This is a genomic window from Eubacteriaceae bacterium Marseille-Q4139, from assembly GCA_018223415.1.
Taxonomy (GTDB): Bacteria; Bacillota; Clostridia; order Lachnospirales; family Lachnospiraceae; genus CABSIM01.
Map to the genome: position 1 here is coordinate 2,377,921 of JAGTTQ010000001.1, position 26,080 is coordinate 2,404,000.

Consider the following 26,080-nt stretch of genomic DNA (forward strand, 5'->3'; position numbering starts at 1 on the left):
AAGGCGCAGTACCAGCTTCGGTGCTGCGCCTTTGTTATGTCAGTCTTTTTTGCTGTACACGCACTCGCCGCCGATGACGGTGAAAAGGACATGGAGGTTGAGGAGCTCATCGGCCGGGACGGTCATGAGATCTCCATCGAGAACGGCAAAGTCAGCCAGCATGCCGGCTTTTAAACAGCCCTTCTGGTTTTCCGTAAACTGGGCATAGGCGCCCCAGACGGTGTAGGCCTTTAAAGCGTCTTCCCTGGAAATGGCGTTCTCCATAAAGAAGCCGCCTTCTGGCTCGAGACGTCCGTTGGTCCGCGTGACGGCGGAATGGATTCCGTCAAGGGGATTGGGCGGGGCCACCGGCGCATCGGAGCCGCCGGCGATCATGCCAAGGCCTCTTAAGACAAGGCCGACGGCGTAAGCGCGGGAGGCCCGGTCATGGCCGAGACGCCTTAAGGCCATGGAGGCGCTGTTTGGCGCATGGGTCGGCTGCATACCAGCGATGACGCCGAGGGCTTTGGCACGTTCCCTGGAGTCTCCGGTCACGGTCTGGAAGTGTTCGATATGGAACCTGTGGTCTGGTGTTGGAATCTCGTTTAAAACACGCGCATAGACCGTGAGAACCTGGTCGATGGCCGCGTCGCCGATGGCATGGGTGATGGCCTGCATATGGTGGGAGGCGGCTTCTTTTACGGCCTCATAAAATTCCTCGTCCGTAAACATTTTTGTCCCGCGGTGGCCGGGGCGGTCGCTGTAATCCTCAAAGAGGCAGGCACTCTGGGCGCCGACGGAACCGTCTGCCAGGAATTTTACGGCGCGGACGGTGTAGTGCCGGTCGAAGAGATCCACCTCCGGGCAGGCGAGGAAGTATTCGTGGAGCTTCGGATCCGCCTGTTTCCCAATGGCTCCGCGAAGCGCGCCGTGGAAGCGGAGTTTAAACTGCCCGTCGGTGAGAAGTTTTTTGATATCGCACACGTTGTCCCAGGAGGTAGACATGTCATTTAAGCTCGTGACTCCGTAGGAGAGCAGGCGTTCCTGGGCCGTTAGGAGCGCACGGAGCCGCTTTTCCTGATCCGGGGCGGGAATATGCCGTTTTATGGCCTCGCTGGCGGCGTTGGCGGCACAGCCCGTAAGCGTCCCGTCAGCCCGGCGGAAAAACTCGCCGCCTTCGGGATCCGGCGTCTTTTCGGTGATGCCGCAGAGGGAGAGGGCCATGCTGTTGACCCAAATCATGTGGCCGTCCATGCGGGGAAGCATGACAGGGTGATTGGGGGAAACAGCGTCCAACTCCTCTTTTGTGGGATAGGACGGGTCCTCCCAGACTTCATTGTTCCAGCCCATGCCGCCTAAGATCCACTGGCCGGCCGGCGTGGTCTCTGCCGCCTCCTTTACGGCCGCCAGGATTTCGTTTTTGGAGCGGTCGCGGATGGGGAGCGTCAAAAGGCTCTCGCCGTAGGACTGGAGATGCATGTGGCCTTCGATAAAGCCGGGGACGACGGTTCTTCCCTCAAGGTCGTGGACGTATGTTTCGGGGCCGATGAAAGCGGCGGCGTCCTCATTGGTTCCGACGAAGACAAGCTCCTGCCCGCGGGAGGCAAGTGCCTCGGCACGGGGATTTTCCTGATCTTCCGTGTAAATGTTTCCGTGAAGCCATACATGGTCGGCAAATGATGTGTTCTGTCCGGTGGGATGTTCCATGGTTCCTCCTTTCCCCGCCGGAGACGGCCGGCGGGATGCGTGATTTACTTCTGTATCTGGTACCTTTTGCGCCGCAGCCCAAAAAGCGATTTCCGGCGCGGATTCCGTGTCCAGGCACGGCGTTTTTAGCCGCGTCCGGGTCTATGCCGCTATCATAGCACATCGCCATCGGAAACACAACAAGAAATATGACGTCGTATGTCTTGCACGAAAAACGTCGGTTTGTGGTTGACAGGTATTTCAGGAATTTACTATAATGGGAAATAGAGGGAGCCGCGGAAGGCGGCGGTATCCCGGAGAATGAAAAAATAAGCACCGCCGCACGGTGTGCGTGGGGGGGGGGTAAAAATTGGACACAGTAGAATTTGAGAAACTGGCAGGTTTTGGAGCCGTACAGGAGAGCGGAAAATCCCTGGCCGAACAGGTGGCCGACCGGATTTCCGACATGATCCGGGAACAGGCTCTTACGGCAGGGGAAAAGCTTCCCAATGAATTTGAACTGGCATCGCTATTAAACGTGGGCCGCGGGACTGTACGGGAGGCGGTAAAGCTTCTCGTGAGCCGCAGCGTGCTGGAGATCCGCAGGGGAAAAGGGACGTTTGTGAGGGAGTGTCCCGGAGCCGTGGATGACCCGCTTGGCTTTCAGTATATGCAGGACAAGTACAGGCTGGCCCAGGATCTTCTGGAAATCCGCATGCTTTTGGAGCCGCAGATCGCGGAGCTGGCGGCCGTCCGTGCCACCGATGAGGACATTGCGGAGATCCGGGCGCTCTGCGAAGAGGTGGAGGAGATGATCCGCGCCGGTGTCCCGCATCTGGAAAAGGACGTAGAGTTCCATGCAAGGATTGCAAAAAGTACGAAAAACCAGGTGATGCCGAACGTGATCCCGATTATCACGAAGGGCGTAAGCTATTTTGTGGAGATGACGAATTACTCCCTGGAACAGGAGACCATCGACACACACAGGCAGCTTACGGAGGCCATTGCTGACCGGGACCCCATCGGCGCGAAGGCGGCCATGACGCAGCATTTGATTTACAACCGGGATCGGATGCGGAAATTTGAGGTGCTGGCCGAAAGCGACAGGGAAAAAGAATAAAGGGACAGACTGCCGGAACATTCGGCCGGAAGCCGCGGAGCGTGAAAATGCGTTCCGCGGCTTCCGGCTGTTTTGTTTTAAGCGGAATCACGATATCGTTGGGCAGAAACGATAAAATAAAGGGATGACTTGGACTTGTAAAGATAAAATGCACAAAAAATAAAAATGGAAATGGAGAAAGTACACAAAAAATATATAATTCGGCAAAATATATTGACAAAAAACTTGTGAAAATGATATAGTGGCCTTACAAACATAAGACGTATGATGTCGTATCTTATGAAGCTGCTCTTTGGAGATGAAAAGGAGAAGAACGGCATCAGCACCCCGGACGGGAAACTTGAGAAGGAGAGTTGGAGTATGATGAAAAAGAAAATGAGATGGCTGGCTCCGCTTACTGCCCTGGCAATGCTCAGTATGGCGCTGGGAGGATGCAGCGGCGGCGGAGAAGAGACGGCAGCAGCAGGAACGACGGCAGCGGCCGCAGGAACGGAAAGTACGGCTGCCGCGTCGGGAGACAGCGCGGATGCTGCTGACAAGCCGACGGTAAAGGTCGGCGTTATGTGCCCCATGTCGGGAACAAGCGCCAGATTCGGAGAGTTATACCAGGCATCCATCACAGCAGCCATGAAGGCGATTGAAGAGGACGGGCTTTTAAAGGATTATAATCTGGAGTTTGAGTATGTGGACGACAAGGGCGCCACGGACGGTGCGCCGGCAGCCGCCACCTATGTCCTCGACCAGTACGGTGCAGACGTGGCCATCGGGCATATGCTGACGACCATGGTTCTTGTGTCCGGCCCGATGTTTGAGGAGGCGCAGGTGCCGCTTCTTGGAATCGTATCCGGCCCGGCTTCCGTATCCCAGGGCTTTGAGTACCTTTGCATCGAGACGGGAACCGACTTAATCCAGGCGGAAACGCTTCTCCAGTATCTCGTGGAGGAGAAGGGCTACGACAAGCTTGGCATGATCCATATCAATACGGAGGGCGGTTCTTCCGCAGCAGACCATATCGAAAAGGTTATGAAGGAAAAATATAACCTGGAGCTGGTGACGAGGGATGCCATGACGAATGAGGACACGGACTTCACGGCACAGGTTTTAAAGATGAAGGACGGCGGCGCCCAGGCTGTGATTTTCTGGGGCCTCAACCAGTCCCAGGGAAATACCTGCATGAAGAACATCGAGCAGAACTGGGGCAAGGTGCCGGAGGAAATCCTGTTTGCAGGCGGAACCAGTATGGGCCAGGCCCAGATGACGGAGACCTGGGATGCAAGCGACCTGGAAGGCGTTGTGTTCCCGGTAGGCTATATCCCGGATGAGAGCAACCCATCTATCGTAAGATTCATTGAAGACTTCAAGGAAGCCGATGTACAGAACCAGGATCCGGCCGACGTACCGGCCAGAGTTTATGATTCGGTATTCCATCTGGTGACGGCTCTCAACAACCTTGGGCCGTATGACGTAGAGGCCGAGGACTTCTCCGTGAAGCTCAATGAGCAGCTCAGAAACGCTTCCTTCGACGGTGTTCAGGGACATTTCGATTACAGTGCCTTTGACAACGGCGAGGGACTTGCCCAGATGAATATCGCAGAATGGGGACCGGATTACAGCCAGAGCAGAGTATATCCGAACTAAAAGACAGGACAATCGGGCCGGAATGAAAATTCTGGCCCATTTTTAAAAGGAAAGGAGACCACGGATATGACAATGTTCGTACAGGCCCTGATCGGCGGGATCTCCCAGGGGGCCATCTACGCGCTGATTGCCCTTGGTTACAGCGTCATATACAGCACGTTAAAAATGGGCCATTTTGCACAGGGCGACTTTTACATGCTCGGCGCCTTCATCGGCCTTACCTTATCGACAAGACTTGGGCTCCCGGCAGTCCTTGTATTTACCGGGGCGGCCCTGCTTACCTCCCTTGTGATGCTTGGCCTTGAACGGCTGGCCTACCGTCCCATGTATAACCGCCCCATGAACGCGCTTCTCATCGCAACCCTGGGCATGCAGTACGTGGTGCAGCAGATTGCAAAGATCGTCTGGGGCTCGGACATCAAGCGCTTTCCGGCCATGTTTGACAACCAGGCCATCCATATCCCGTTCTTCGGGGATTCCATCGCCGTAACGCCTCAGAACCTCTGGGTCATCGGAATCTGCGCCTGCCTGATGATTGCACTGGCGCTGTTCATGAAAAAGACGAAGACGGGAATTGCCATGAACGCCGTGTCCATGAATCGGAAAGCCGCGTCTTTAATGGGCGTGAAAATCACGACAATCATCACGGCCACCTACACCATTGCGGCATGTCTCGCCGCCGTGGCCGGTGTCCTCATGGGGCCGGTCTACTCCGTAAGCTTTTCCATGGGAAGTTCCATGGGAACGAAGGCCATGACCGCGGCTGTCATGGGCGGGTTCGGAAGCCTGCCGGGCGCCATGCTGGGCGGCGTGCTTTTAGGCGTGGCGGAGACGCTCTGTTCCCTCTATATTTCCACGGCATATAAAGACGTGTTTACCTTCCTGATTCTCTTGGTGGTATTGTTCTGGAGGCCACAGGGAATTCTGGGTCAGGCGAAGATTACAAAGGTATAAGGAGGACGAACCATGCATAAAGCGAAAAAATCCACATGGATCATAATCGGGATCATGATTGCGGTTGCGCTGGTGGCCCCTCTCGTCGCCGGCCCGAAGAACAATTACATGATGAATATCCTGATTTCCTACTGTTATTTCGGGATTCTTGCAGCAAGCTTAAATCTTCTGATCGGCTACACCGGGCAGATGTCTCTGGGACATGCGGCGTTTATGGCCATCGGCGGCTATGCCTATGCGATTTTAAATAAGACCCTGGGCGTCCATTTCCTGCTTGCCATCATCGGCGCCGTGGCGATTTCGTTTGTCTGCGGCCTGTTTATCGGCCTTGCCTGCTCGAAGCTTTCCACGATTTTCCTGGCCATGACAACGTCGGGCTTTGCGAAAGCCGTGACGATCACCATCACCAACGAAAAATGGCTGACAGGCGGAGCCAACGGTTTTACGGGCATTCCGAAGCTCACGGTTTTCGGCCACAAATTCAGCAATTTTGAGCTTTACTACGTGGCGCTTGCCGTGACGCTTCTCGTCTTTTTATTCTGCTACCGGCTGATTTACTCCAAGACCGGCCGCGCCATGCAGGCTGTCCGCAACGCGCCCATCGCGGCCGCTGCCATGGGCATCAACGTAAACGGATATAAATTCCTGGTTTGCGGCATTTCAGCGGCGCTTGCAGGCCTTGCCGGCTGCATCTATGCACTGAATATGAGCTACCTGTCGGCAGACATGTTCAATAAGACGTCCATCACGCTTTTAACCATGACGGTCTGCGGCGGCATGGGCAGCCTCTTTGGCCCTGTGGCCGGAACGCTGGTAATCGGGACGCTCCCGGAGCTTCTGCGGGTGTTCTCCAATTACCTGGACGGTATTTACGGAATCTTAATTATCCTCGTGATGCTGTTCATGCCGGAAGGAATTTACGGCGGCATCAAAAACCTGGCAAATAAGGTCACGAAAAAAATGGCGGCGAAGAAGGCAGCAGTGAAAGAGGGGTGAGCAGATGGAAAAAGACATTTTACTGAAGGCAGAGAAAATTACCATGCAGTTCGGCGGCTTGAAGGCCGTCAATGAAGTGGACATGGAAATAAAACGGGGCGAAATCCATGCGCTCATCGGCCCTAACGGGGCGGGGAAAACCACGTTTTTCAACGTGATCTCCGGAATTTACATGCCGACGTCCGGCCGTGTGTTTTTTGACGGCGAGGACATCACAAAGCTAAAGCCCCACCAGGTGACGGAACGGGGCATCGCCAGGACGTTCCAGAACATCCTTCTGTTTGAATCCATGTCGGCGTTGGAAAACGTCATGATCGGCCACCATTCCAGGACGAAATCCACGGTGCTCGGCACCATGTTCCACACGAAAAAGATGAAGGAAGCAGAGTGGAAATGCTACCATAAGGCCGAGGAGATGTTAGAATATGTGGGCCTGGGGAATGAAAAGGAGACGCTCGCAAGCAGCCTGCCTTACGGAAAAAAGCGAATCCTGGAGATTGCCAGGGCCCTGGCGAGCGAGCCGAAGATCCTGATGCTGGACGAGCCGTGCGCTGGCATGAACGCATCGGAGACGGATGAGCTGGCAAAGACCATCTACAAAATCCGGGATTCCGGAGTCACGGTTCTTCTCGTGGAACATGACATGAAGTTTGTCATGGGCATTTCCGACATGATTACGGTGCTCGACCACGGCGGGAAGATCTGCGAAGGCGTCCCGAGTGTGGTGAAAAACGATCCGCAGGTGATTGAGGCATATCTTGGCAAGGAGGAAGACGAATGAGTTTCCTGAACATAGAAAATCTGTACGCTTCTTATGGAAATATCCAGGCCCTCAAAGGGATCAGCCTTACGGTGAACCAGGGGGAAATTGTTGCCATCGTGGGTGCCAACGGGGCGGGGAAGACGACGCTTCTCACGTGTATTTCCGGCCTGCTTCCCCATAAAGGGACGATTACCTTTGACGGACAGGAGCTGGGCGGGAAAAATACGGCCGATAAAATCGTGAAAATGGGTATTGTGCAGGTTCCGGAGGGCCGTCAGATCTTCGGAGAGCTGTCGGTACTTGAAAATCTGAAGATGGGGGCCTATACTAGACCAAGAGGGGAAAATCCCCAGGCAGATATTGAGCGTGTGTTCAAGCTGTTCCCGCGGCTTGAGGAGCGGATGCACCAGAAGGGCGGCAGCCTTTCCGGCGGTGAGCAGCAGATGTTGGCCATGGGACGTGCGATGATGGCGCATCCAAGGCTTCTTCTCTTGGACGAGCCGTCCATGGGACTTGCGCCGGTGGTTGTGGCCGATATTTTCCGCAACATCCGGGAATTGAATAAAGAAGGAATTACCATTGTTCTGATTGAACAGAACGCCAAGCTGGCTTTAAAAACAGCCGACAGGGCCTATGTAATCGAAAACGGCGTCATCACGCTTTCCGGCCCGGCAGCCGAGCTGGCCGAAAACGAGGAGATCCAAAAGGCATATTTAGGCGGCTGATGAAAAGGAGAAAACGGTATGGAGAAACTGATAAACCAGGAGACGAGGAAGATTGCGCCGGAGATGGATCCTTTAAGGATGGGCATGGGCTGGACCGAGGAAGACCTTTTAAAGCCCAGCATCCTGATTGAGAGCACCTTTGGCGACAGCCATCCCGGCAGCGCCCATCTTTTGGAGCTTGTGGAGGAAGCGCGCCAGGGAATTGCAGAGGAGAACGGAAAGGGCTCGAGATATTTCGTCACGGACATCTGCGACGGCATGGCACAGGGCCATGACGGGATCAATTACTCCCTGGTTTCCAGGGACATCATCAGCCAGATGATCGAGATCCACGGGAGTGCGACGCCCTTTGACGGCGGCGTGTTCATCGCAAGCTGCGACAAGGGGCTTCCGGGGAACCTGATGGGAGTCGGAAAGCTGAACATCCCGAGCATTGTCATGACCGGCGGCGTCATGGAAGCCGGGCCGGATTACCTGACCTTGGAGCACATGGGAAAGTACAGCGCCATGTACCAGAGAGGCGAAATCACAAAGGAGAAGTTTGAATATTACAAGCACAACGCCTGCCCGTCCTGCGGCGCCTGCTCGTTCATGGGGACGGCCGGCACCATGCAGGTCATGGCCGAGGCCCTTGGGCTCATGCTGCCGGGAAGCGCGCTGCTTCCGGCGACCTGTGAGGAATTAAAGGAATTTGCCAGGGAGGCGGGCCGCCAGTCAGTGCGTCTTGCAAGAATGGGGCTTAAGGCACGCGACATGGTGACGGAACAGTCCTTTGAGAACGCAGTCATCGTCCATGCCGCCATTTCCGGCTCGACCAATGCGATTCTCCATCTGCCGGCCATTGCCCATACCTTCGGGATTACCATGGATGCCAAGTCCTTTGACCGGATCCACCGAAATGCCCATTACATACTGAATGTGCGTCCCACCGGCTTCTGGCCGTCCCAGTACGTGTACTACGCAGGCGGCGTGCCGGCCATCATGGAGGAGATCAAGTCCATGCTGAACCTGGACGTGATGACGGTGACGGGAAAGACCCTCGGGGAAAACTTGGAGGACGTGAAAAAGAGCGGCTACTACGAAAAAGCGGCGGAACATTTAAAGAAATATGGGATTGACCGGGAGGAAATTATCCGTCCGTTCGAGAAACCTCTTGGGAAGAACGGAACCATCGGGATTCTCTACGGGAACCTGGCGCCGGAGGGAGCCGTCGTCAAGCATTCGGCCGTGCCGAAGGAGATGTTTAAGAAGGTGCTGAACGCCAGGCCTTTTGACAGCGAGGAAGCGGCCATCGACGCGATTATCAAGAAGGAGATCCATCCGGGCGACGCCGTCTTCGTCCGCTATGAGGGGCCGAAGGGAAGCGGCATGCCGGAGATGTTTTACACCGGCGAGGCCATCTGCTCCGACCCGGAGCTGGCGGCCAGCGTTGCATTGATTACGGACGGCCGTTTTTCCGGCGCATCGAAGGGGCCGGTGATCGGCCACGTATCGCCGGAGGCTGCCGACGGCGGGCCCATTGCGCTGGTGGAGGAAGGCGATTTAATCGAGCTGGATATCGACGCCAGGGTTCTGCGGATTATCGGCGTGAAAGGAAAGAAGCGGACGCCGGAGGAGATGGAAGAGATCCTCAGAGTCAGGAAAGAAAACTGGAAGGCGCCGAAAGGGCGCTATGAGGACGGCGTGCTGCATCTGTTTTCGGAGCACGCAGTATCGCCGATGAAGGGCGGATATATGGAATAGAAGGAAAGCCCCCGGGACAGTTTGTGCGGAATGATATGCTCCCTTCTAGGTAGACAGTTGAAATAATAAAACTGTTTATCAAGGAGGGAGCATTTCTTATGCGTAAATATTCTGCTGAAGATAAATTACGAATGGTAAAGCTTATTTTGGAAGCTAAACATAGTATTACATCTGTATCAACAGGCGAAGGAATTCATCCTACTACTTTAGAAGAATGGATTCGTAATTATCAGTCTATGGGTTCAGAAACCTTTTACAACAAAGGATGGACCAAAAGAACTTCTGCCGAGAAAGAGATTGCCGTACAAGAGTATCTTTCTGGTCTTGGTTCACTACGTGATATTTGTAAAAAATATAAAATTTCCAGTACTCGTACACTCAGGCAATGGATTGCGCTGTATAATGGTCATAAGGAACTGAAGGCTTCCAGAACAGGAGGATGTAGTCTTATGACCAAAGGAAGAAAAACAACGTTTGAAGAAAGAGTGGAAATTGCATCCTACTGCATTTCCCATGGCCATAACTATGCTGAAACATCAGAAAACTTTAAGGTGTCCTATCAGCAGGCACGAAATTACACTATCAAATACGAAACAGGCGGAGTTCCTGCATTACAGGATAACCGCGGCAAAAGAAAATCGGAAGATTCTCTTACAGAGGTGGAAAAGCTTCAAGCGGAGTTGAAACTGGAAAAAGCCAAACGGCAACGTGCAGAAATGGAGTTATCATTCTTAAAAAAATTAGAGGAAATCGAAAGGAGGCGGGGCTGAGCCTGATCCGCCACGAGCATATCTATCAGGCTGTCAAAGAAGAACAGAAAGAACACGATTATCCGATACAGGCGCTTTGTAAGATTGGCGGTGTTTCAAGGGCGGCTTATTACAAATGGCTGAACCATGAAATGTCAGAGAATGAACAGGAAAACCGAAAAATTGCGGAACTGATAGAAAAAATCCACATAGAATCACCTGATAAGGGTTATCGCAGAATCCGTGATGAGTTGGAGCGTTACCATGACATTGATGTAAATGATAAACGTGTTTTGCGCATCTGCCGGAAACTTGGTATCAAATCCACCATTAAATATGCAAACGATAGCTGTACAAGACAGGCTGCAAATCCACAGTACATAGCCGAAAATATCCTGAATCGTGAATTTACGGCAGAAGCTCCGAATGAAAAGTGGTTGACCGATGTAACGGAATTTCATTACTATATCGGAAATGAAAAGCACAAGGTATATTTAAGTGCAATTCTTGACCTGTATGACCGAAGAATCGTATCCTACCGTATTGGAGACAGTAATAGTAATGCATTAGTGTTTGATACCTTTGATGATGCAGTCAAAGATAATCCTGATGCACATCCAATGTTTCACAGTGACAGAGGCTTTCAATACACCAATAGAGCCTTTCATGCAAAACTTGAAGCAGCAGGGATGATGCAGAGCATGTCCAGAGTAGCAAAGTGTATCGATAATGGACCAATGGAAGGATTCTGGGGAATTCTAAAACGGGAGCGTTATTATGGTAAACGATTTATGGACAGAGAATCACTGGTGGTCATGATAGAGAAATATATCAATTACTATAACAACAGACGTTTGCAGAGGAAGCTTGGTATAGTAACACCAATGGAGAAACACGAAAAATATTTACAGGCAGCGTAAAAATCTGCCAGCAGGTGATACCTACTGGCAGAAAAAAATTATATTTTTTTGATTGTCTACTTGACGGGAAGCAGTTCAGAATGTCCCGGGGGCGAGTTTTTACATGTTTATGACGGCGTTTTGGAATTCGGCTTCTGTTTCGGCGAAGTTTCTGACGAACATGGAAGTCAACTGAGTTTCTCGTATAATTTTTCCGAAATCATCTCTCTTTCGATTTCATGATTATTCAGCATGTCCTTTAGCTTCGTTTTGACTTCCCTGCCTTTAAAACGCTTGTGATTATCTAACGATTTCAAAACTACTTTTGCGAATTTCCCAAGACCTTCATAATCTTTTACAATAGCATTATAATGATATTGCTTTAATTCTTCGATTGGTGTATTAGCATCATCAGAGGATTGTTCCAAAGTTATCTGCTCTTCTGAAAAGACTTCTTCGGAGATATAGACGACATCGCAGGTATCAGGTCTTTCAAAACCAATGATGAGCGGAACAATATCATCAATAGAATCTTTCTTATCATCGACTCTCCATAGAGATAGTTTGTTATCTGATGTTTTTATACAATTCGTAATGGCATCTGCTTTTACTCTTTTTACTTCTTCCCTTGCCTGAGCTTCATTTGAGCTCAGATGAGTTTCCTGCCATTTTGAACGAGCAATTTTTCTTACATAATATGCCATTTTATTCCTCGCTTAATTCTTTGATCACATCATTGATATACTCCTTAAACCACCCAACATCTGTCCTGTCCCGCAGACTAATCAAGGTCGGCAAATGTCTTTTATCTTCCCAGGCTTCAAAACACTTCACAGATAAGTCCTGGATTTCTATATCAGGATTCGATATACCTGCCAAAGGAATCAGTTCAAGGTTACTTCTTCTGGAAGCAGGCAAATTACCGACAATAAACAATAGATGTTTCAACAGGTATTGATTATCATAGATATGCTGAAGATAGATGTTTTGCAGCACAGTATCCGCTATAATACCATACTTATCAGATAATTGATTAAAATATCTCTCTGCTAGAGATTCATAACCCATTTCAAAGGGGGTCTCAGCCAAAAGCTTTGAGAGTATTGGAATTTCTCTGCTCATGATCTTGTCCTGCATATTCTTAAATTGTTCAGCAATATTTGAACGATACAGATTGCTGAATCTTCTGATTTCATTTTTATGTATATTCGCACTGGTATCTGAATATGTCGGTTCACCGAAAAGAGCGTTTTCTTCCAGCCACAGCCGTTCATAATCAGCAGGGTTAGATGCAGTAGTATTATATTTCAACGCTATTTCAATCCTTTCTCAATTTCAAGTGCAATGGCGATATAGGCCTTGTACATTTTATTGATATTGCCGTTATGAAAGCGCATGGCCTGATTGTCGCCAATAGAATTGATGTCATAGGAAAACTTCGTGAAGCCGCCTTGCTTTGTGATGTACTTTTCTATGATGACATTGCTTTCTTCGGCTTCGATTTCTTTCCTCGCAACATTCCGAACAGACATTTCAGTTTGATTAGCATCATCAAAATATGCTGATTGTGTCGGCATTTCAGATGATGTGTCAGAATTCAAGATATCGCAGTTTAAAGCCATCCTGTTAGAAACAATAGACATCAAAGAAGCAAAAGCATCCATCAGATCGAAAAATTCACTTTCAAATGCTTCTTTTAATAGTTCGATTCTATCTAAATTATTACAGTTTTTTTGAAAATTTATACGGCTCGATGTTATTTCCACAACCGCCCCTGATTCGTTTATGAAAACAGGCATAATCAGAACCCTGGACTGACCGTTTGGCTGTAATTGCAATTCATTGGAAGTGGCTGGTTTGTAGCCTCTTTTCCCAAAAAAGTCAATCAATTTTACATAGTGGTCTAAATTACTGGTACTGAACTTCTCAAAATTCCCAAATAAAGAAAACCTAATCATACTTTGCATTGTACACCAATCCTTTCATCTGTTATTTTACAATGTGCTCGTTGGCTTTTTCTGTTGATTAAGCTCTGTTTCATGTTCATTCTATTTAAACTCACCAATTTTCTGATTCCCCATTTTTATTATATCAAATTCATATAGATTCACAATAGATTTTAAAGGATTGCACGAAAGAATTTATGTTCCAAACCAAAACACCGTCCCCCCTTCGTCGCACTCCACCCCATACTCCATCCCATGAGCCTCAAGGATCGTCTTTACGATAGAAAGCCCGATACCGGTGCCGAGATTCCGGCCGCTGTGGTGCTGGCTCCTTTGGTACCGCTCCCAGATGAGTTTCCGGTCGGCTTCCGGGATCGGATCGCCGGGATTCTGTACCTCCAGCCGGAAAGAATGTTCCCCGGCCTTTAGCCAGACCGTGATGGTTCCGCCTTCGGGCGTGTGGTTGATGGCGTTATAAAGGAGGTTTCGCATCACCTGGCTTAATTTTAACGGATCCCCATGGATCATGAGCTCCGGCACACTGCTTTTAAATTCCAGCCGGATCCCATGCTTTTTTGCGGCCGCGAGGCAGCGGGACGTCTCGGACTCCGCCAGCTCTCCCAGGTTTATGTCTTCGAGATTCAGCCGGAGATAGCCGGACTGGAGCTGGGAGTAGTCGAGGATATCGTTTACCATCTCCGTCATCCGCCGGGATTCCGAGATAATGAGTTCCAGATCTTCGTTCCGTCTGTCCTCATCCTTCCAGTCGATGTCCCGCACCATCTCCGCGTAGCCGGAAATCACGGAAAGCGGCGATTTCAGTTCGTGGGACACGTTGGCAATCACTTCCTTCCGCAGCACATCTACCCGGTGGAGCGCCTGCCCCAGCACCTCCACGGACTCGGCAAGCTGGCCGAATTCGTCAGTTCTGGCCACCTCCGGCTTTGCCGCAAAGTCATTTTCTGCCAGCCGGTCGATGGTGTTCTTGATGGCATAAATCGGTTTGGTGAAATGCCTGGAGCAGACGAAGGCCAGCACAGAGGCGGCCAGGGTCAGGAAAATACTCAATATGATAAGCTGGCGGCGGTTGAGGTGCAGGATCGTGTCGATCTGAAGCTCATGGTGGATGACGAGATAGCTGTCGCGGCCGCCGAAGGTAATCGGAAAACCAATTTCCACGGCTACGGCCCTTCCGCCGGCTTCCACCACATTCTGATAGGGCGCTCGCGCAGAAATCACGTCAAACTGACGGTCGCGCGTGATGCTGTCCCATACCTGCATTTCCGGCTCCTCCGGCCGTTCCGTTTCCGGCCCGGGCTTGATTTCATGGCCCAGTGCATAAATCGTCACAAGGCGGCCGTCTTCTCCAAGAAGAAACAAGGTGCCGTCGGTAATGCGGCTTAAAAACGGCAGGAACCGGCCGTCCTCCGAAAGATCGCTGTTCTGGAGCGTCTCCATGGCCGGCTGGAGCCTGTTCTGCGTGTCCTCCAGGGCTGCGGCGGCATAGTTCTGCTCAAACAGGAAAATCTGCACGACCCACATGAACACAACGGCGAACAGAACGAGCCCCATCATAATGCTCCAGAGCTGGAACACCATCCTGGCTCTCGGCCTTGTCTTTTTATTTTCCAATGGCTTCTCTGTCATATTCAAATTTATACCCCACTCCCCAGACCGTTTGAATGATCCCGCGGTAGCGCCCGAGGTGTTCCCGCAGGGACTTGATGTGCGTGTCAATGGTGCGCCCGTCGCCGAAATAGCTGTATCCCCAGATGGATTCCAAAAGCTGGTCGCGGCTTAAGACGATGCGTTCGTTTTGTGCCAGCTTGAGCAGAAGTTCAAACTCCTTGGGCGGCAGGGTGAGCTTATTCCCGTCCAAGGTCACGATGCGGAATTCCGGCATGATGGTAAGGCTGCCGAAGGTCATGGAGGTTTCCGTCCGCCCTTTGCTGTTTCTCCTTAAAACGGCCGCGACGCGGGCCATCAGCTCCCTGGGGCTGAAGGGTTTGGAGACATAGTCGTCGACGCCGAGACGGAAACCCATGAGCTTGTCGTATTCCTCTGTTCTGGCTGTCAGCATGATAACCGGAACATCGCTTATTTCCCGGAGCTTTTCTAAAGTCTCGAAGCCGTCCATTCCCGGCATCATCACGTCTAAAATCACCAGATCGCATGGAGTTGCCTGAAAGATACGGAGGGCAGAGCGGCCGTCCCCGGCTTCCTCACATGTATAGTTTTCCAGTTCCGCATACGTTCGGATCAGCCTGCGGAGTCTGGCATCATCGTCTGCAATCAACAAGGTCGGCATGGAAAAATTCCTCCTTTCGGATTTGCTTTTACTGTTCTGATTATAGCACCGTGTCCGGCCGCATGGAAAGAGTTCTCACAAAAACCTGAAAAATTCCTCACAATTTCCCCACATTTCTTCCCTATGATGCAGGAAAAGGACGATAAAGGAGTGCAGAAATGTTGAGACGAACGGATGTCGGAAATTCAGCGGGAAAACGATGGCGGCCTGTCTATGTCTATGCCGCGGCCAGTGCCGCGCTGTTCCTTATCTCTTCCTGGCAGGACGGCTTTTGTCCGGAAGTTTCGTGGAGCTGCCTGGCTTATCCGCTTCTTGGCGGGTGCATCGGCTATCTTCTGATCCGGCATTTCGCCCCGCACGCAGGAAAATCGGAATACTACCGGCTGTTTTCCTGGCTCTACAACGGGGGGCTCGCTGTCCTGACTGCCGGCCGGGTCATCTCTGGAGCCATATCAAAAACAGGCACAGGCCCTGCGTACATGCGGATGGCGGATATTGCCGGATGGACGCTTCTGGCAGTGGGAATTTTCGTACTGATTATGGCAGAAAAAGAAAGCAGAAAGGAAGAATCATAGGAAGATGACAAAGAAATTTGGAAAGAAATTCTGGCTTTATGTATCAATCGCCGTGCTGTTTCTTGTGCTCGGCGCGGTTTGGGTCTTTCGCGGGAAAGGCGGCGCGGCAGCCCCGGCCGGCATGATGATGCAGGGGGAACAGGCAGCGCCCGACGTGGTGAACGCCGAAACGCCGGAAACGGGAAGTATTTTCCTGACGACAGACCTGACCGGCACGCTGGAGTCCGCCGATGTGGTTCGCGTCTATGCGAAGGCCTCCGGCGATGTGACCGATGTGAAGGTAAAGGCCGGAGATGTGGTGGAACAGGGCCAGGTCTTGTTTGAAATCGACACGGATCAGGTGGACACGGCAAAAAATTCCATGGATTCGGCGGCCCTCTCCCTCTCGGAGGCGAGAAGCAGCCTCTCCCGGATGCAGATTTTGTATGACGCCGGGGATCTTTCAGAACAGGAATATGAACAGTATGCCAATAGCGTGAAGTCCGCCGAACTCCAGTACGAGTCGGCGAAGCTGGCCTACGAAAAGCAGGTGGAATACAGCACGGTGACGGCGCCGATTTCCGGCACCATCGAAAGCTGCAGCGCCGAGGTCTATGACCTGGTGAACCAGAACGCCGAGCTCTGTGTGATTACCGGAGAAGGCCAGAAAACGGTTTCCTTCTATATTACACAGCGGATGCTTTCCAATGTGGCGGTCGGTGACGCCATGACTGTGGAAAAGAACGGGAAGAGCTATGACGCGGTCATCACCGAGGTCAACACCATGGTGGACGAGGACACGGGACTTTTTAAGGCGGAGGCCCAGATGGAGGACACCGACGAGATCGCCACGGGCAGTACCGTGAAAATTAAGCTTGTGACCGGCCGCGCGGAAGATGCCATGCTGATTCCCGTGGATGCCGTCTATTATAACGGCGGCGAGGCGTATGTCTATGTTTACCGGGATGGTACGGCAAATATGACGGCTGTGGAAATCGGCTTAAACGATTCTGATTATGCCGAGGTGCTTTCCGGGCTTTCGGAGGACGATCTGGTGATCAGCACATGGAGCTCCAACCTCTATGAAGGCGCCGCGGTACGGTTAAGGGAAGATATGGCGGCAGAAAGCGCCGGTGACGAGACGCCGGCCGCAGAGCAGGAGGGCTAGCGTATGGGAATTACAAGATTCGTACTGAAACGCCCGGTCACAACCATTATGGCGCTTTTGTGCCTGCTGGTATTCGGAATTTCCTCGGTCTTTTCCGCAACCCTGGAGCAGATGCCTGACACAGACCAGCCGATGCTAATCATCATGGCGACTTATTCCGGCGCCGGGCCCGAAGACATCGACGAGCTGGTGACGCAGCCCATCGAAGACGAGGTCAGTACCCTGGAGGGCGTAAAAAGCATCAGCTCCACTTCCGGCGACGGGAACGCCAGGATCATGCTGGAATACGACTACGGCGAAGACATGAGCGAGGCCTATGACGAGCTTTCCAGAAGCCTGGACAGCCTGGCAAGGCGGCTTCCCGACGATGTGGAAACCAGCGTCATGGAGATGAGCATGAACGCGGGAACCACGATGATGCTTTCTATTTCTCATGCGACAGAGACCGAGCTTTATGACTATGTGGATCAGAACATCGTCCCGGCCCTGGAACAGCTCTCCACAGCGGCAGACGTGGAGGCCATGGGCGGCTCCTCGGAATACATACGGGTGGAACTGAAATCCGACATGATGAAACAGTACCAGGTGACGATGGATTCCATCATTTCGGCTGTGACGGCGGCAGACCTCTCCTACCCGTCCGGCGACGCGGTCTCCGGGAACCTGGAGCTTTCCGTCACCACTTCCTCCGACAACGATACCCTGGAAGACCTTCTGTCGGTGCCGATTACCACGGGCAGCGGGAAGATCATTTATCTGGAGGACGTGGCAGATGTCTACACGGCCGAGGAAAGCCGCGGCGGCATATCCCGCTACAACGGCCAGGAGACCATTTCCATCTCCATTACGAAACAGCAGAGCAGCACGGCCATGGAGCTTTCCGACGATGTGCATGAAGTCATCGAGGCGCTGATGGCCGAGGACTCCGACCTCACCATTGAGGTCGCCAATGACTCCGCCGACAGCATCATGAGCTCCCTCATGGATGTGGCAGAAACCATGGTGCTGGCCGTCGTCATCTCCATGATTATTATTTTCATGTTCTTCGGCGACTATAAGGCGTCATTGATTGTGGGAAGCTCCATTCCGACGTCGATTTTAATGTCCCTGATTTTGATGACGGCATGCGGCTTTTCCTTGAATACGATCACCATGAGCGGCCTCGTCCTCGGCGTCGGCATGATGGTGGATAACTCCATCGTCGTTCTGGAAAGCTGTTTCCGGGCGCTGGATTCCATGGAACAGAAAGGGATTTTGGAATATGCAAAGGCGGCTCTCTCCGGCACCAATATCGTCGTCATGTCGGTCGTCGGCTCGACGCTTACCACCTGCGTCGTGTTCATCCCGCTTGTATTCCTCCAGGGCATGAGCGGCCAGATGTTCGGCCCCATGGGCTATACCATCGTGTTCTGCATGAGCGCGTCCCTGCTCTCGGCCATCACGGTCGTCCCGCTCTGCTACATGGCTTATAAGCCCCAGGAGACAGACCGGGCGCTGATGTCGCGGCCCATGGTTCATATGCAGGAGGCCTACCGGAAGGTCATGCCGTCGCTTTTAAAGCACAGGGGCCTTGTCATGACGGTATCGGTAGCCTTTATCGTCGCCACCCTGTTTTTGGCAGGCGGCATGGAAGCCGAGCTCATGACGGCCGATGACACCGGCACCATCTCCGTGAGCATCGAGACGCGGCCGGGACTCATAAGCGAGCAGGCGGAAGAAATGTTAAACCAGGCGGAGGCCATTGTGGCGGCCAACGAAAACGTGGATTCCTACATGCTGCGGTATAACGGAAACAGCGGCAGCATCACCGCCTATTTAAAGGATGACCGGGCAATGGAGACAGACGAGATTGTGAGCCTTTGGGAGACGCAGATGGCAGACATCGAAAATTGTACGATTGAGGTGGAGGCGTCCACGTCCATGAGCATGATGGGGCGAACCAGAGGCTATGAGGTGATTCTGCACGGCGAGGACTACGACGAGTTAAAGGAAGTCAGCGACGAGATTGTCGCGGAACTGACGGCCAGAGACGATGTGATCAACGTCCATTCCAGCCTGGAAAACACGGCTCCCGTCGTCGCCATCAACGTGGATCAGGCGGCGGCATCCGCAGAGGGGCTCACGGCCGCCCAGATCGGAAGCCAGGTAAAGCAGATGTTAGACGGGGAGGAACTGACGACGCTTACCATCGACGGGCAGGAGATAAGCGTCATGGCCGAATACCCGGACGGAGAGTATGAGACGGTGGCCCAGGTGGAGAACATGATTCTCACAAAGCCCTCCGGCGGCTATGCGGCGCTTGCGGACGTGGCGGAGGTCACGTACCGCGACAACCCCAATTCCATTTCCAAGACGGACAAAAAATATGAAATCACGATTACGGCCGAGTACACCGGAGGAAACGTGAAGGCGGCCATCGACAGCGAGGTCATCGCGCCGCATCTTTCCGCCTCCATTACAACCGGCGTCAACAGCAGGGATCAGATGATGAACGAGGAATTTTCCAGCCTTTATGAGGCCATCGCCACGGCGGCCTTCCTGGTCTTCGTCGTCATGGCGGCCCAGTTTGAATCGCCGAAGTTTTCCTTCATGGTGATGACGACGATCCCCTTCAGCCTGATCGGCTCCTTCGGCCTTCTAAAGCTGACCGGCGTCACCATCAGCATGACCTCGATTCTGGGCTTTCTGATTCTCGTGGGAACCGTCGTAAACAACGGCATCCTGTACGTGGATACGGTGAACCAGTACCGGCTCACCATGGATTTAAAAACGGCTTTGATTGAGGCCGGCGCCACGAGGCTTCGCCCGATCCTGATGAAGAGCCTTACGACGATCCTTTCCATGATCCCCATGGCCCTTGCCATCGGAAGCAGCGGTTCCACGACGCAGGGCCTCGCCATCGTAGACATCGGAGGCCTGACCGTGGGCGTCTTCGTGGCCCTGTTCATGCTCCCGGTTTACTACGATATCATGAACGGAAGAAAGGAACGGACGGTTCTTGATATTTAACATGTCAAAAGGAGTTGGTTTTTTGAAGAGAAATAAGGTTCTTTCCGCGGCCTGCGCCGCTGCCCTCTGCATGGGAGCCGTTCCCGTGCAGGCGGCCGCCGCCAGCCCGGAGTTTGCATATACGGAAGAAAAATGGGCCTCCCTGGAGGATAATGTGCTGGAATATGAGGAGATTGCGGATTTAATCCATGAATATAACGCGACGGTTCAGCAGAATCTTCTGGATTACAACGACTATAAGGGAAAATCCAGTCTGGATATCTCGAAGGAATATTATAACTCGGCCGAAGACATGCTGGAGCGGATCGAATATCCCGAGGATGACGATGTGAGCTACGCCTCCAGGCTTTCCTCAGCCTTAAGCAGTGAGATCCAGGCGGAAAATTTGGTGGAACAGGGCGATAACAACGTGGATGACGGGGAGATCGTAAAGCTCGGCTACGATATGGAGGAAGCGGAGCTGGTAAAACAGGCGGAACAGCTCATGATAAGCTACTGGAGCCAGACGGAGAGCCTCGCCGTTTTGGAGGACGCCGTGACCCAGGCGGAGAATTCCTACGAGGCGGCTGTGACGAAAAAGGCGGCCGGCATGGCGGCCCAGGCGGAGGTGGACTCCATGGCCGAGGCCGTGACGACGGCGAAAGCGTCGCTCCTTACGGCCAAAGGAAGTCTGGAAAAGACGAAGGAACAGCTTTGTCTGATGCTCGGCTGGCCTTACGGCGCAGAGGTTGATATAAAAGAAGTTCCGCAGCCGGACTTGGAGAAAATCGGCGCCATCGACGTGGAGGCCGACATTGAGACGGCCCTCGAGAACAATTATAGCTTAAAGATGACGGCAAAGCGGATTGAAAATGCCCGGTCGGCAAGTGTCCGCGAGACCCAGGAGCGGACTTATAAAAACCAGAAGGAGACGGCTTCCACCAGCGTGAAAAACGCTTACAACAGCCTGCTTTCGGAAAAATCCGGCTATGAGCAGGCGTTGGAGAGCTATGAACTGGCAAAGACAGAGCTTTCCGCGTCTGCGGCGCGGCTTCAGGCCGGCACCATCACGGCTAAAGATTATGCGTCGAAGGAATTCGCCCTGCTGTCCGCCGAGGTGAGCCTTAAAACCCAGGAATTGTCGCTGCTTACGGCGCTTAACGAATACGAGTGGGCCGTGAACGGACTGGCGTCCGTGTCCTAGGAGGTGGCTGGAACATGAAAAGAAAAAGAACCCCCGGGCGTGAGAGCGGCCGATTGAGAAGCCGTGCCGTGTGCCAGCTTTTCCTTGCCGTCTGCGCCGTGTCTGCGGCCGCTGTTTTCCTTCCGGTGAAGGCGTCTGCGGCGGAAGCCGGGGGAATCGTCATTGAATATGAAAATCTCCGTACCCTTGTAGAAGAAGGAAATCCTGACCTTCTGGAATCGAAAACAGCCGTAGAGGAAAACGCCGAGCCATACAGAAAGATGCGGGAGGAGCTTCTTGAAGAACAGAAAAATATGGAGGATATGGCCGAGTCCTATGAGGAAGACGGCGACGAGGAGATGGCCTCTTTTTATGAGAATGCCGCCGATCTTTTAGGCGATACCATCAGCCAGCTCGGCGTCACGCTCCGGAACATGACATCGGCCAGCCAGGAAAAGAGCCTTAAGGACATGGCCGACTCCCTCACGAAATCGGCTCAGTCGCTGATGAATTCCTATTGCCAGACGGCATCCCGGGTTTCGGCGGCTGAAATGGAACTTCAGGCGGCACAGGCGGAGTACGACGAAGCCGTCGTGAAAAGGAGCGCCGGTTTGGCAAAGGATGCCGATGTGCAGTCAGCAAAGGAAGCCGTCCTGGGGGCGGAGACGTCCCTTCTCTCCCTGAACAGCCAGAAGGAGCAGCTAAAAGCCAGTCTGTTGAGCCTTCTTGGGCTTGGGGATGAGGAATATGTGCAGATTGGCGGGATTCCAGCGCCGGATTTATCTGCGGTGAAAGCGCGGGATTTTGAGGCTGACATGGCCGAGTCCGTAAGCAATGACAGCGCCCTTTTTGAAGCCAGAAGAGCGCAGGCCAAGGGGACGGACGAACGGGAACTGAGGGAAGAAAAGATCGAAACGGCCGAGGCGGAAGCCGAAATGAACTTCCGCTCGGCCTGGGAAGAGCTTCAGGCGGCCCTGCTCCAGTACGAGGGAGCAGAAAAAACCTATGAGGCCGCCTGCCAGACGTATGAAGCCCTTCAGAGAAAGCAGGCAGCCGGCCTCTTAAGCCGCGCCGATTCTCTGAGAGGCGAGGCCGACTTTGCCGCGGCCCAGGCATCCATGGATTTCGCCTCCATGAACCTTTACGGGACGTATGAGTCGTACCTGTGGACGGTGCGCGGAGTCTAGGTTCAGCCTGCGAAGGCGTTGCAGGTCTTAATGACAAAACGCATATAGCGGTAAAGGGAATCGAAATCGTCCTTTTCCAGACGGACAGAACAGTCCCCGCTCCGCGTGACGCCGTCCATTCTGGCGGCGAAATCCGCATTGCGCTCCATCCGGAAGACGATGTCCATGGTATGGGGCGCTTTTTTCGCGTCCTGCTTCGGAAGCTTGAGGGCTTCTTTGATGGCCGTTTCATAGCGGCTTTCCAGCATGTTCCAGGAACAGCAGACGGCGCTCTGGGAATTTAACGCCTTTTTCGTCTCCACATAGAAAAACGGGGCGGAAAGCTCGGACTCCGCCTGCGGACGAAGCAGGTCGTCGCCGGTCACAAGGATCACGGGGACGCCGTATTCCTCTGCGAGGAACCCGTTGATGCCGGTTTCTCCCAGTTCTTTCCCGTCGACGGAAACCGAATGGATCAGGGATCCGGAGATCGTATGGGCCATGACGCCATGGGAGTTGCTGCGGCAGTGGTAGCCGAGGAAAATGGCGCCGTCGAAGGTACCGTCAAAGCCCTCCATCATGCCGTATTCCTTAAACGCGCCGTTGCTGGTGACAAAGGAGACGCGCTTATCGAGCCTTGACGGCAGGAGATTGTCCATGTTGCCGTGGCCGTCGTTTACGGTGATCTCCGTGACGCCGTTTTTAAATAGAAGGTCAGCAGCCAGGTTGACCTCGTTTATCATGTTCAGCCTGTACTCGTCATAGAGCGCGCCGCCCCGCATGGTAAAAGCCGGGTTGCTGTTTCCCCAGATACCTTCGATGTCGGCGGAAATGTAGATTTTTTTCATGATGAAACCTCTCTTTTGTGGTGGATTTTTTGTATGGTTCTATTGTAGACGGAATGGCGGGGATTTGCAATGCGGATGTGGGTGCTTTGCCACTATAAAAGAAAAGAAGAATCCCTCGACTGTGTCAGCACCACGGTCGGGGGATTCGTTCTTTGTCCAGATGGACTTGTTATTGCGTTTTGCCTACTGGCATTATAGCATATGCAATTTTAAAAATCTATACCCTTATCTCACAGTCCCCACAACCCGCACATTTCCGCCGTCCTTAAATAAACCGGAACAATTATACTGCCAGGTTCCCTTCTTTAAAGGAATCTCCTTCGTCATGTTTTCCGAACCGATGGAAATACGCTGTTCATTGCCGTCCGGGTCAAGGAGAAATAAATCGACGGTTCCGCCCTGAATATCGGAGGTGATGGTTAAAACCAGGGTTTGATTGTCTTCTGCCAGGAAAGCACCGGACGTCGCAATGTTCCTCTGGCCTGCGTTGTTTGCAAAATCCATGGTGCTGTCTGGATGTTCCTGGGAAGCGCCGTTATTGGAAAGCAGTTTAACCGTATCTGACTCGCTGTCATACTGCACCGAATATCCAAGCTTTGTGAGCAGCTCGTCCGCCGGCGCATACAGGCTTGTGTCCTGTTCCCCCTCCATCGAAACCGAAATGAGGGGCTTTTCAAGAGTCAGGGGACTTCCGTCAAGCGTCACCTTCGCGCCGCTCGGAACGGCGGACTGAATGGCCGCGGCCGCAAAGGCCGTCGTGACCCCAAAAGTTCCGATGATAATTCCTGCCGCCACACTTTTTAAATCAAACAGCTTCATTGACAGATCCCTCCCATTTTGAATTTTGAATGCCGGGGCGCAGTGCTTGACCGCCGGCAGATAAGATAAGTATATTATACGGTACTGTCTTCTGAAAAACAATCGTTTTTCCCGCCGTCCATAAACTTTTCCATCAAAACTCCCGGCGATCTGTGCTATACTGTCTTTAACATAGAAAACAGGAGGGCGTCATGTCTGCAAAATTAGAAAAGGGAAGCCGCGTCGGCCTCGTCTGCTGCTCCAACGGGCTTTCGGAAAGCCGCCGGAGTGAAATGGAAAAACTCGAAGAAACGCTTTTAAAGCTTGGCCTCGTGCCGGAAAAGAGCCGGTGCATGTATGCCGGCAGCACGGTTTTTTGCGGCACGGGAGAGGAGCGGGCCGCAGAGCTTATGCGGTTTTATGAGGATCCGGGCATCCGTGCTATTTTCGACGTGTCCGGCGGCGATACGGCAAATGGGATTCTTCCGTACCTGGATTTCAGCAGTATTGAAAAGTCAGACAAACGGTTCTGGGGATACAGCGACCTGACGTGCATCATCAACGCCATTTACGCCAGAACCGGCCGCCCATCGGTACTGTACCAGATCCGGAACCTGGTGGGAGAAGACGGGGAGAGACAAACCAGGGCTTTCTCAGATTCCGTCATGGGAGACGGAAATTCCCTGTTCACGTTCCCTTACACCTTCCTCCGGGGAGATCATATGGAAGGAACGGCCGCCGGCGGCAACATCCGCTGTCTTTTAAAGCTTGCGGGCACCAAATTCTGGCCGGACATGAGGGGGAAAATCCTGGTTTTGGAGGCTTCCGGCGGAGAAGTGCCGCAGATGGCATCATTTTTATGCCAGCTAAGGCTTATGGGCGTTTTTGAGGAGATAAGCGGAATCCTGCTGGGTACCTTCCTCGCCATGGAAAAGGGAAGATGCCGGCCGTCCATGGAGGAACTGGTGCTGGAAGCCGCCGGAAAAGAGATTCCCGTCGCAAAAACTGCGCGGATCGGCCACCGTGCAGATTCCCGAGCAGTCATAATCGGCGAAAAGCTCTCTCTCCGGGCCCCTGCCGAATAACCGCCCGCCCCGCCGCATATAGTTACAGAAAGAAACAGGCAGGGCGGTGAGGCGCATGACATTCCGAAAACAGCTCATTCTGTTTTTCGTGACGGCGGCTGCCGACCTGGCTCTTTTTGTATGCCTGACTTTTGCCGTGTTTTCACCGGCGGCGCCGGACGGCCGTGCCATGTCAGACGGCCTTGCCGTGTCGGCAGACGAAGCGCCGGGAGCAGAGCCGGGGACAGTCGTGGCCCTGACCTTCGACGATGGCCCCGATAAGGAATACACGGCGAAGCTTCTGGACGGCCTTAAGGAGCGCGGTGTCCATGCCTCCTTTTTCCTCATCGGGAATTCCATCGAGGGAAACGAAGACCTGGTGCGGCGGATGGCAGAAGAGGGGCACCTCGTCGGCGTCCACTGCCTGTACCACACGGAGCTCACGAAAGAGAGCGTTTCCGACGCCGTGAGCCAGCTTGGCGAGACGAAAAGCCGAATCGCCGCCGTCACGGGAACAGAGCCGGAATACATGCGCCCGCCCTACGGCGCCTGGAATGACGCACTGGAGGAGGCAGTCGGCATGACGCCGGTTTTCTGGAGCGTGGATTCCTTAGACTGGAAGGTCCAGGACGCCGGCCGCGTCACGGAAAATGTCCTGCGAAAGACGGAAAGCGGCGACATTATCCTCATGCACGACGGCTTTTCCACGTCGGTGGAGGCGGCCCTCCGGATCATTGACAACCTTCTTTTGAGAGGTTATACTTTTGTTACCGTCGACGAATTGATGGTAGATTAGAGGAAAACC

24 protein-coding genes are annotated in these 26,080 nt (G+C 53.0%); 16 read left to right on the top strand and 8 right to left on the bottom strand.

The window, feature by feature from the left end; translation table 11 throughout:
• Window positions 1-39: 39 nt before the first annotated feature.
• The gene (locus tag KE531_11235; protein ID MBR9954173.1) at window positions 40-1,686 is read right to left on the bottom strand and encodes an amidohydrolase; all 1,647 of its coding nucleotides are present in this window, start codon (window positions 1,684-1,686) and stop codon (window positions 40-42) included.
• Between the two features lie 445 nt (window positions 1,687-2,131).
• Between KE531_11235 and KE531_11240 the strand changes: the two genes are divergently transcribed.
• The 9 genes from KE531_11240 to KE531_11280 all read left to right on the top strand — a co-directional run bounded on the left by KE531_11240 (window position 2,132) and on the right by KE531_11280 (window position 11,273).
• A complete protein-coding gene (locus tag KE531_11240; protein ID MBR9954174.1) occupies window positions 2,132-2,785 on the top strand; it encodes a FadR family transcriptional regulator in 654 nt (217 codons plus the stop codon).
• Window positions 2,786-3,145: 360 nt separating this feature from the next.
• Window positions 3,146-4,423 (top strand): ABC transporter substrate-binding protein, encoded by a 1,278-nt coding sequence (locus tag KE531_11245; protein MBR9954175.1) that lies wholly within the window; start codon window positions 3,146-3,148, stop codon window positions 4,421-4,423.
• A gap of 66 nt (window positions 4,424-4,489) precedes the next feature.
• Complete coding sequence (locus KE531_11250) at window positions 4,490-5,377, top strand: branched-chain amino acid ABC transporter permease (protein MBR9954176.1); 888 nt, start codon at window positions 4,490-4,492, stop codon at window positions 5,375-5,377.
• Between the two features lie 12 nt (window positions 5,378-5,389).
• On the top strand, window positions 5,390-6,373 hold the full coding sequence (locus KE531_11255; GenBank protein MBR9954177.1) for a branched-chain amino acid ABC transporter permease: 984 nt from the start codon (window positions 5,390-5,392) through the stop codon (window positions 6,371-6,373).
• Between the two features lie 4 nt (window positions 6,374-6,377).
• Window positions 6,378-7,154 carry an ABC transporter ATP-binding protein gene (locus KE531_11260; GenBank protein MBR9954178.1) on the top strand — a complete coding sequence of 259 codons (777 nt, stop codon included), beginning with the start codon at window positions 6,378-6,380 and terminating at the stop codon, window positions 7,152-7,154.
• Entirely contained in the window at window positions 7,151-7,861 is a 711-nt protein-coding gene (locus tag KE531_11265) for an ABC transporter ATP-binding protein (GenBank protein ID MBR9954179.1), read from the top strand. The genes KE531_11260 and KE531_11265 overlap by 4 nt, the downstream gene beginning before the upstream one ends.
• Window positions 7,862-7,888: 27 nt before the next feature.
• The gene (locus tag KE531_11270; GenBank protein ID MBR9954180.1) at window positions 7,889-9,604 is read left to right on the top strand and encodes a dihydroxy-acid dehydratase; all 1,716 of its coding nucleotides are present in this window, start codon (window positions 7,889-7,891) and stop codon (window positions 9,602-9,604) included.
• A 98-nt stretch (window positions 9,605-9,702) separates the two neighbouring features.
• A complete protein-coding gene (locus KE531_11275) occupies window positions 9,703-10,374 on the top strand; it encodes a transposase (protein ID MBR9954181.1) in 672 nt (223 codons plus the stop codon).
• A complete protein-coding gene (locus tag KE531_11280; GenBank protein ID MBR9954182.1) occupies window positions 10,344-11,273 on the top strand; it encodes an IS3 family transposase in 930 nt (309 codons plus the stop codon). Before KE531_11275 ends, KE531_11280 begins: the two co-directional genes overlap by 31 nt.
• A gap of 167 nt (window positions 11,274-11,440) precedes the next feature.
• Here the strand turns inward: KE531_11280 and KE531_11285 are convergent, their stop codons facing one another.
• The 5 genes from KE531_11285 to KE531_11305 form a co-directional block, all read right to left on the bottom strand.
• A complete protein-coding gene (locus KE531_11285; GenBank protein MBR9954183.1) occupies window positions 11,441-11,956 on the bottom strand; it encodes a hypothetical protein in 516 nt (171 codons plus the stop codon).
• A 1-nt stretch (window position 11,957) separates the two neighbouring features.
• Window positions 11,958-12,563 carry a hypothetical protein gene (locus KE531_11290; GenBank protein ID MBR9954184.1) on the bottom strand — a complete coding sequence of 202 codons (606 nt, stop codon included), beginning with the start codon at window positions 12,561-12,563 and terminating at the stop codon, window positions 11,958-11,960.
• Between the two features lie 2 nt (window positions 12,564-12,565).
• Window positions 12,566-13,219, bottom strand: coding sequence for a hypothetical protein (locus tag KE531_11295; protein MBR9954185.1), 654 nt, complete (start codon window positions 13,217-13,219; stop codon window positions 12,566-12,568).
• A 174-nt stretch (window positions 13,220-13,393) separates the two neighbouring features.
• Complete coding sequence (locus tag KE531_11300) at window positions 13,394-14,851, bottom strand: HAMP domain-containing histidine kinase (GenBank protein ID MBR9954186.1); 1,458 nt, start codon at window positions 14,849-14,851, stop codon at window positions 13,394-13,396.
• Complete coding sequence (locus KE531_11305; GenBank protein ID MBR9954187.1) at window positions 14,820-15,506, bottom strand: response regulator transcription factor; 687 nt, start codon at window positions 15,504-15,506, stop codon at window positions 14,820-14,822. Before KE531_11305 ends, KE531_11300 begins: the two co-directional genes overlap by 32 nt.
• Before the next feature lie 158 nt (window positions 15,507-15,664).
• Here KE531_11305 and KE531_11310 point away from each other — a divergent pair, with 158 nt between their 5' ends.
• From KE531_11310 to KE531_11330, 5 genes are read left to right on the top strand one after another with little or no spacing between them, the layout of a single operon-like run.
• A complete protein-coding gene (locus KE531_11310; protein MBR9954188.1) occupies window positions 15,665-16,081 on the top strand; it encodes a hypothetical protein in 417 nt (138 codons plus the stop codon).
• Window positions 16,082-16,085: 4 nt separating this feature from the next.
• Window positions 16,086-17,228: an efflux RND transporter periplasmic adaptor subunit gene (locus KE531_11315; protein MBR9954189.1), complete on the top strand. Its 1,143-nt coding sequence runs from the start codon at window positions 16,086-16,088 to the stop codon at window positions 17,226-17,228.
• 3 nt (window positions 17,229-17,231) lie between these two features.
• Entirely contained in the window at window positions 17,232-20,237 is a 3,006-nt protein-coding gene (locus KE531_11320) for an efflux RND transporter permease subunit (protein MBR9954190.1), read from the top strand.
• Window position 20,238: 1 nt separating this feature from the next.
• Entirely contained in the window at window positions 20,239-21,420 is a 1,182-nt protein-coding gene (locus KE531_11325; GenBank protein MBR9954191.1) for a TolC family protein, read from the top strand.
• 14 nt (window positions 21,421-21,434) lie between these two features.
• A complete protein-coding gene (locus tag KE531_11330; protein ID MBR9954192.1) occupies window positions 21,435-22,586 on the top strand; it encodes a TolC family protein in 1,152 nt (383 codons plus the stop codon).
• A gap of 2 nt (window positions 22,587-22,588) precedes the next feature.
• On the opposite strand, the gene KE531_11335 is transcribed toward KE531_11330, so the two are convergent.
• Window positions 22,589-23,413 (bottom strand): M55 family metallopeptidase, encoded by an 825-nt coding sequence (locus KE531_11335; GenBank protein ID MBR9954193.1) that lies wholly within the window; start codon window positions 23,411-23,413, stop codon window positions 22,589-22,591.
• A 225-nt stretch (window positions 23,414-23,638) separates the two neighbouring features.
• Window positions 23,639-24,232 (bottom strand): hypothetical protein, encoded by a 594-nt coding sequence (locus KE531_11340; protein ID MBR9954194.1) that lies wholly within the window; start codon window positions 24,230-24,232, stop codon window positions 23,639-23,641.
• Window positions 24,233-24,423: 191 nt separating this feature from the next.
• Between KE531_11340 and KE531_11345 the strand changes: the two genes are divergently transcribed.
• Window positions 24,424-25,296 carry an LD-carboxypeptidase gene (locus KE531_11345; GenBank protein MBR9954195.1) on the top strand — a complete coding sequence of 291 codons (873 nt, stop codon included), beginning with the start codon at window positions 24,424-24,426 and terminating at the stop codon, window positions 25,294-25,296.
• 55 nt (window positions 25,297-25,351) lie between these two features.
• Window positions 25,352-26,071 (top strand): polysaccharide deacetylase family protein, encoded by a 720-nt coding sequence (locus tag KE531_11350; protein ID MBR9954196.1) that lies wholly within the window; start codon window positions 25,352-25,354, stop codon window positions 26,069-26,071.
• Window positions 26,072-26,080: the final 9 nt, after the last annotated feature.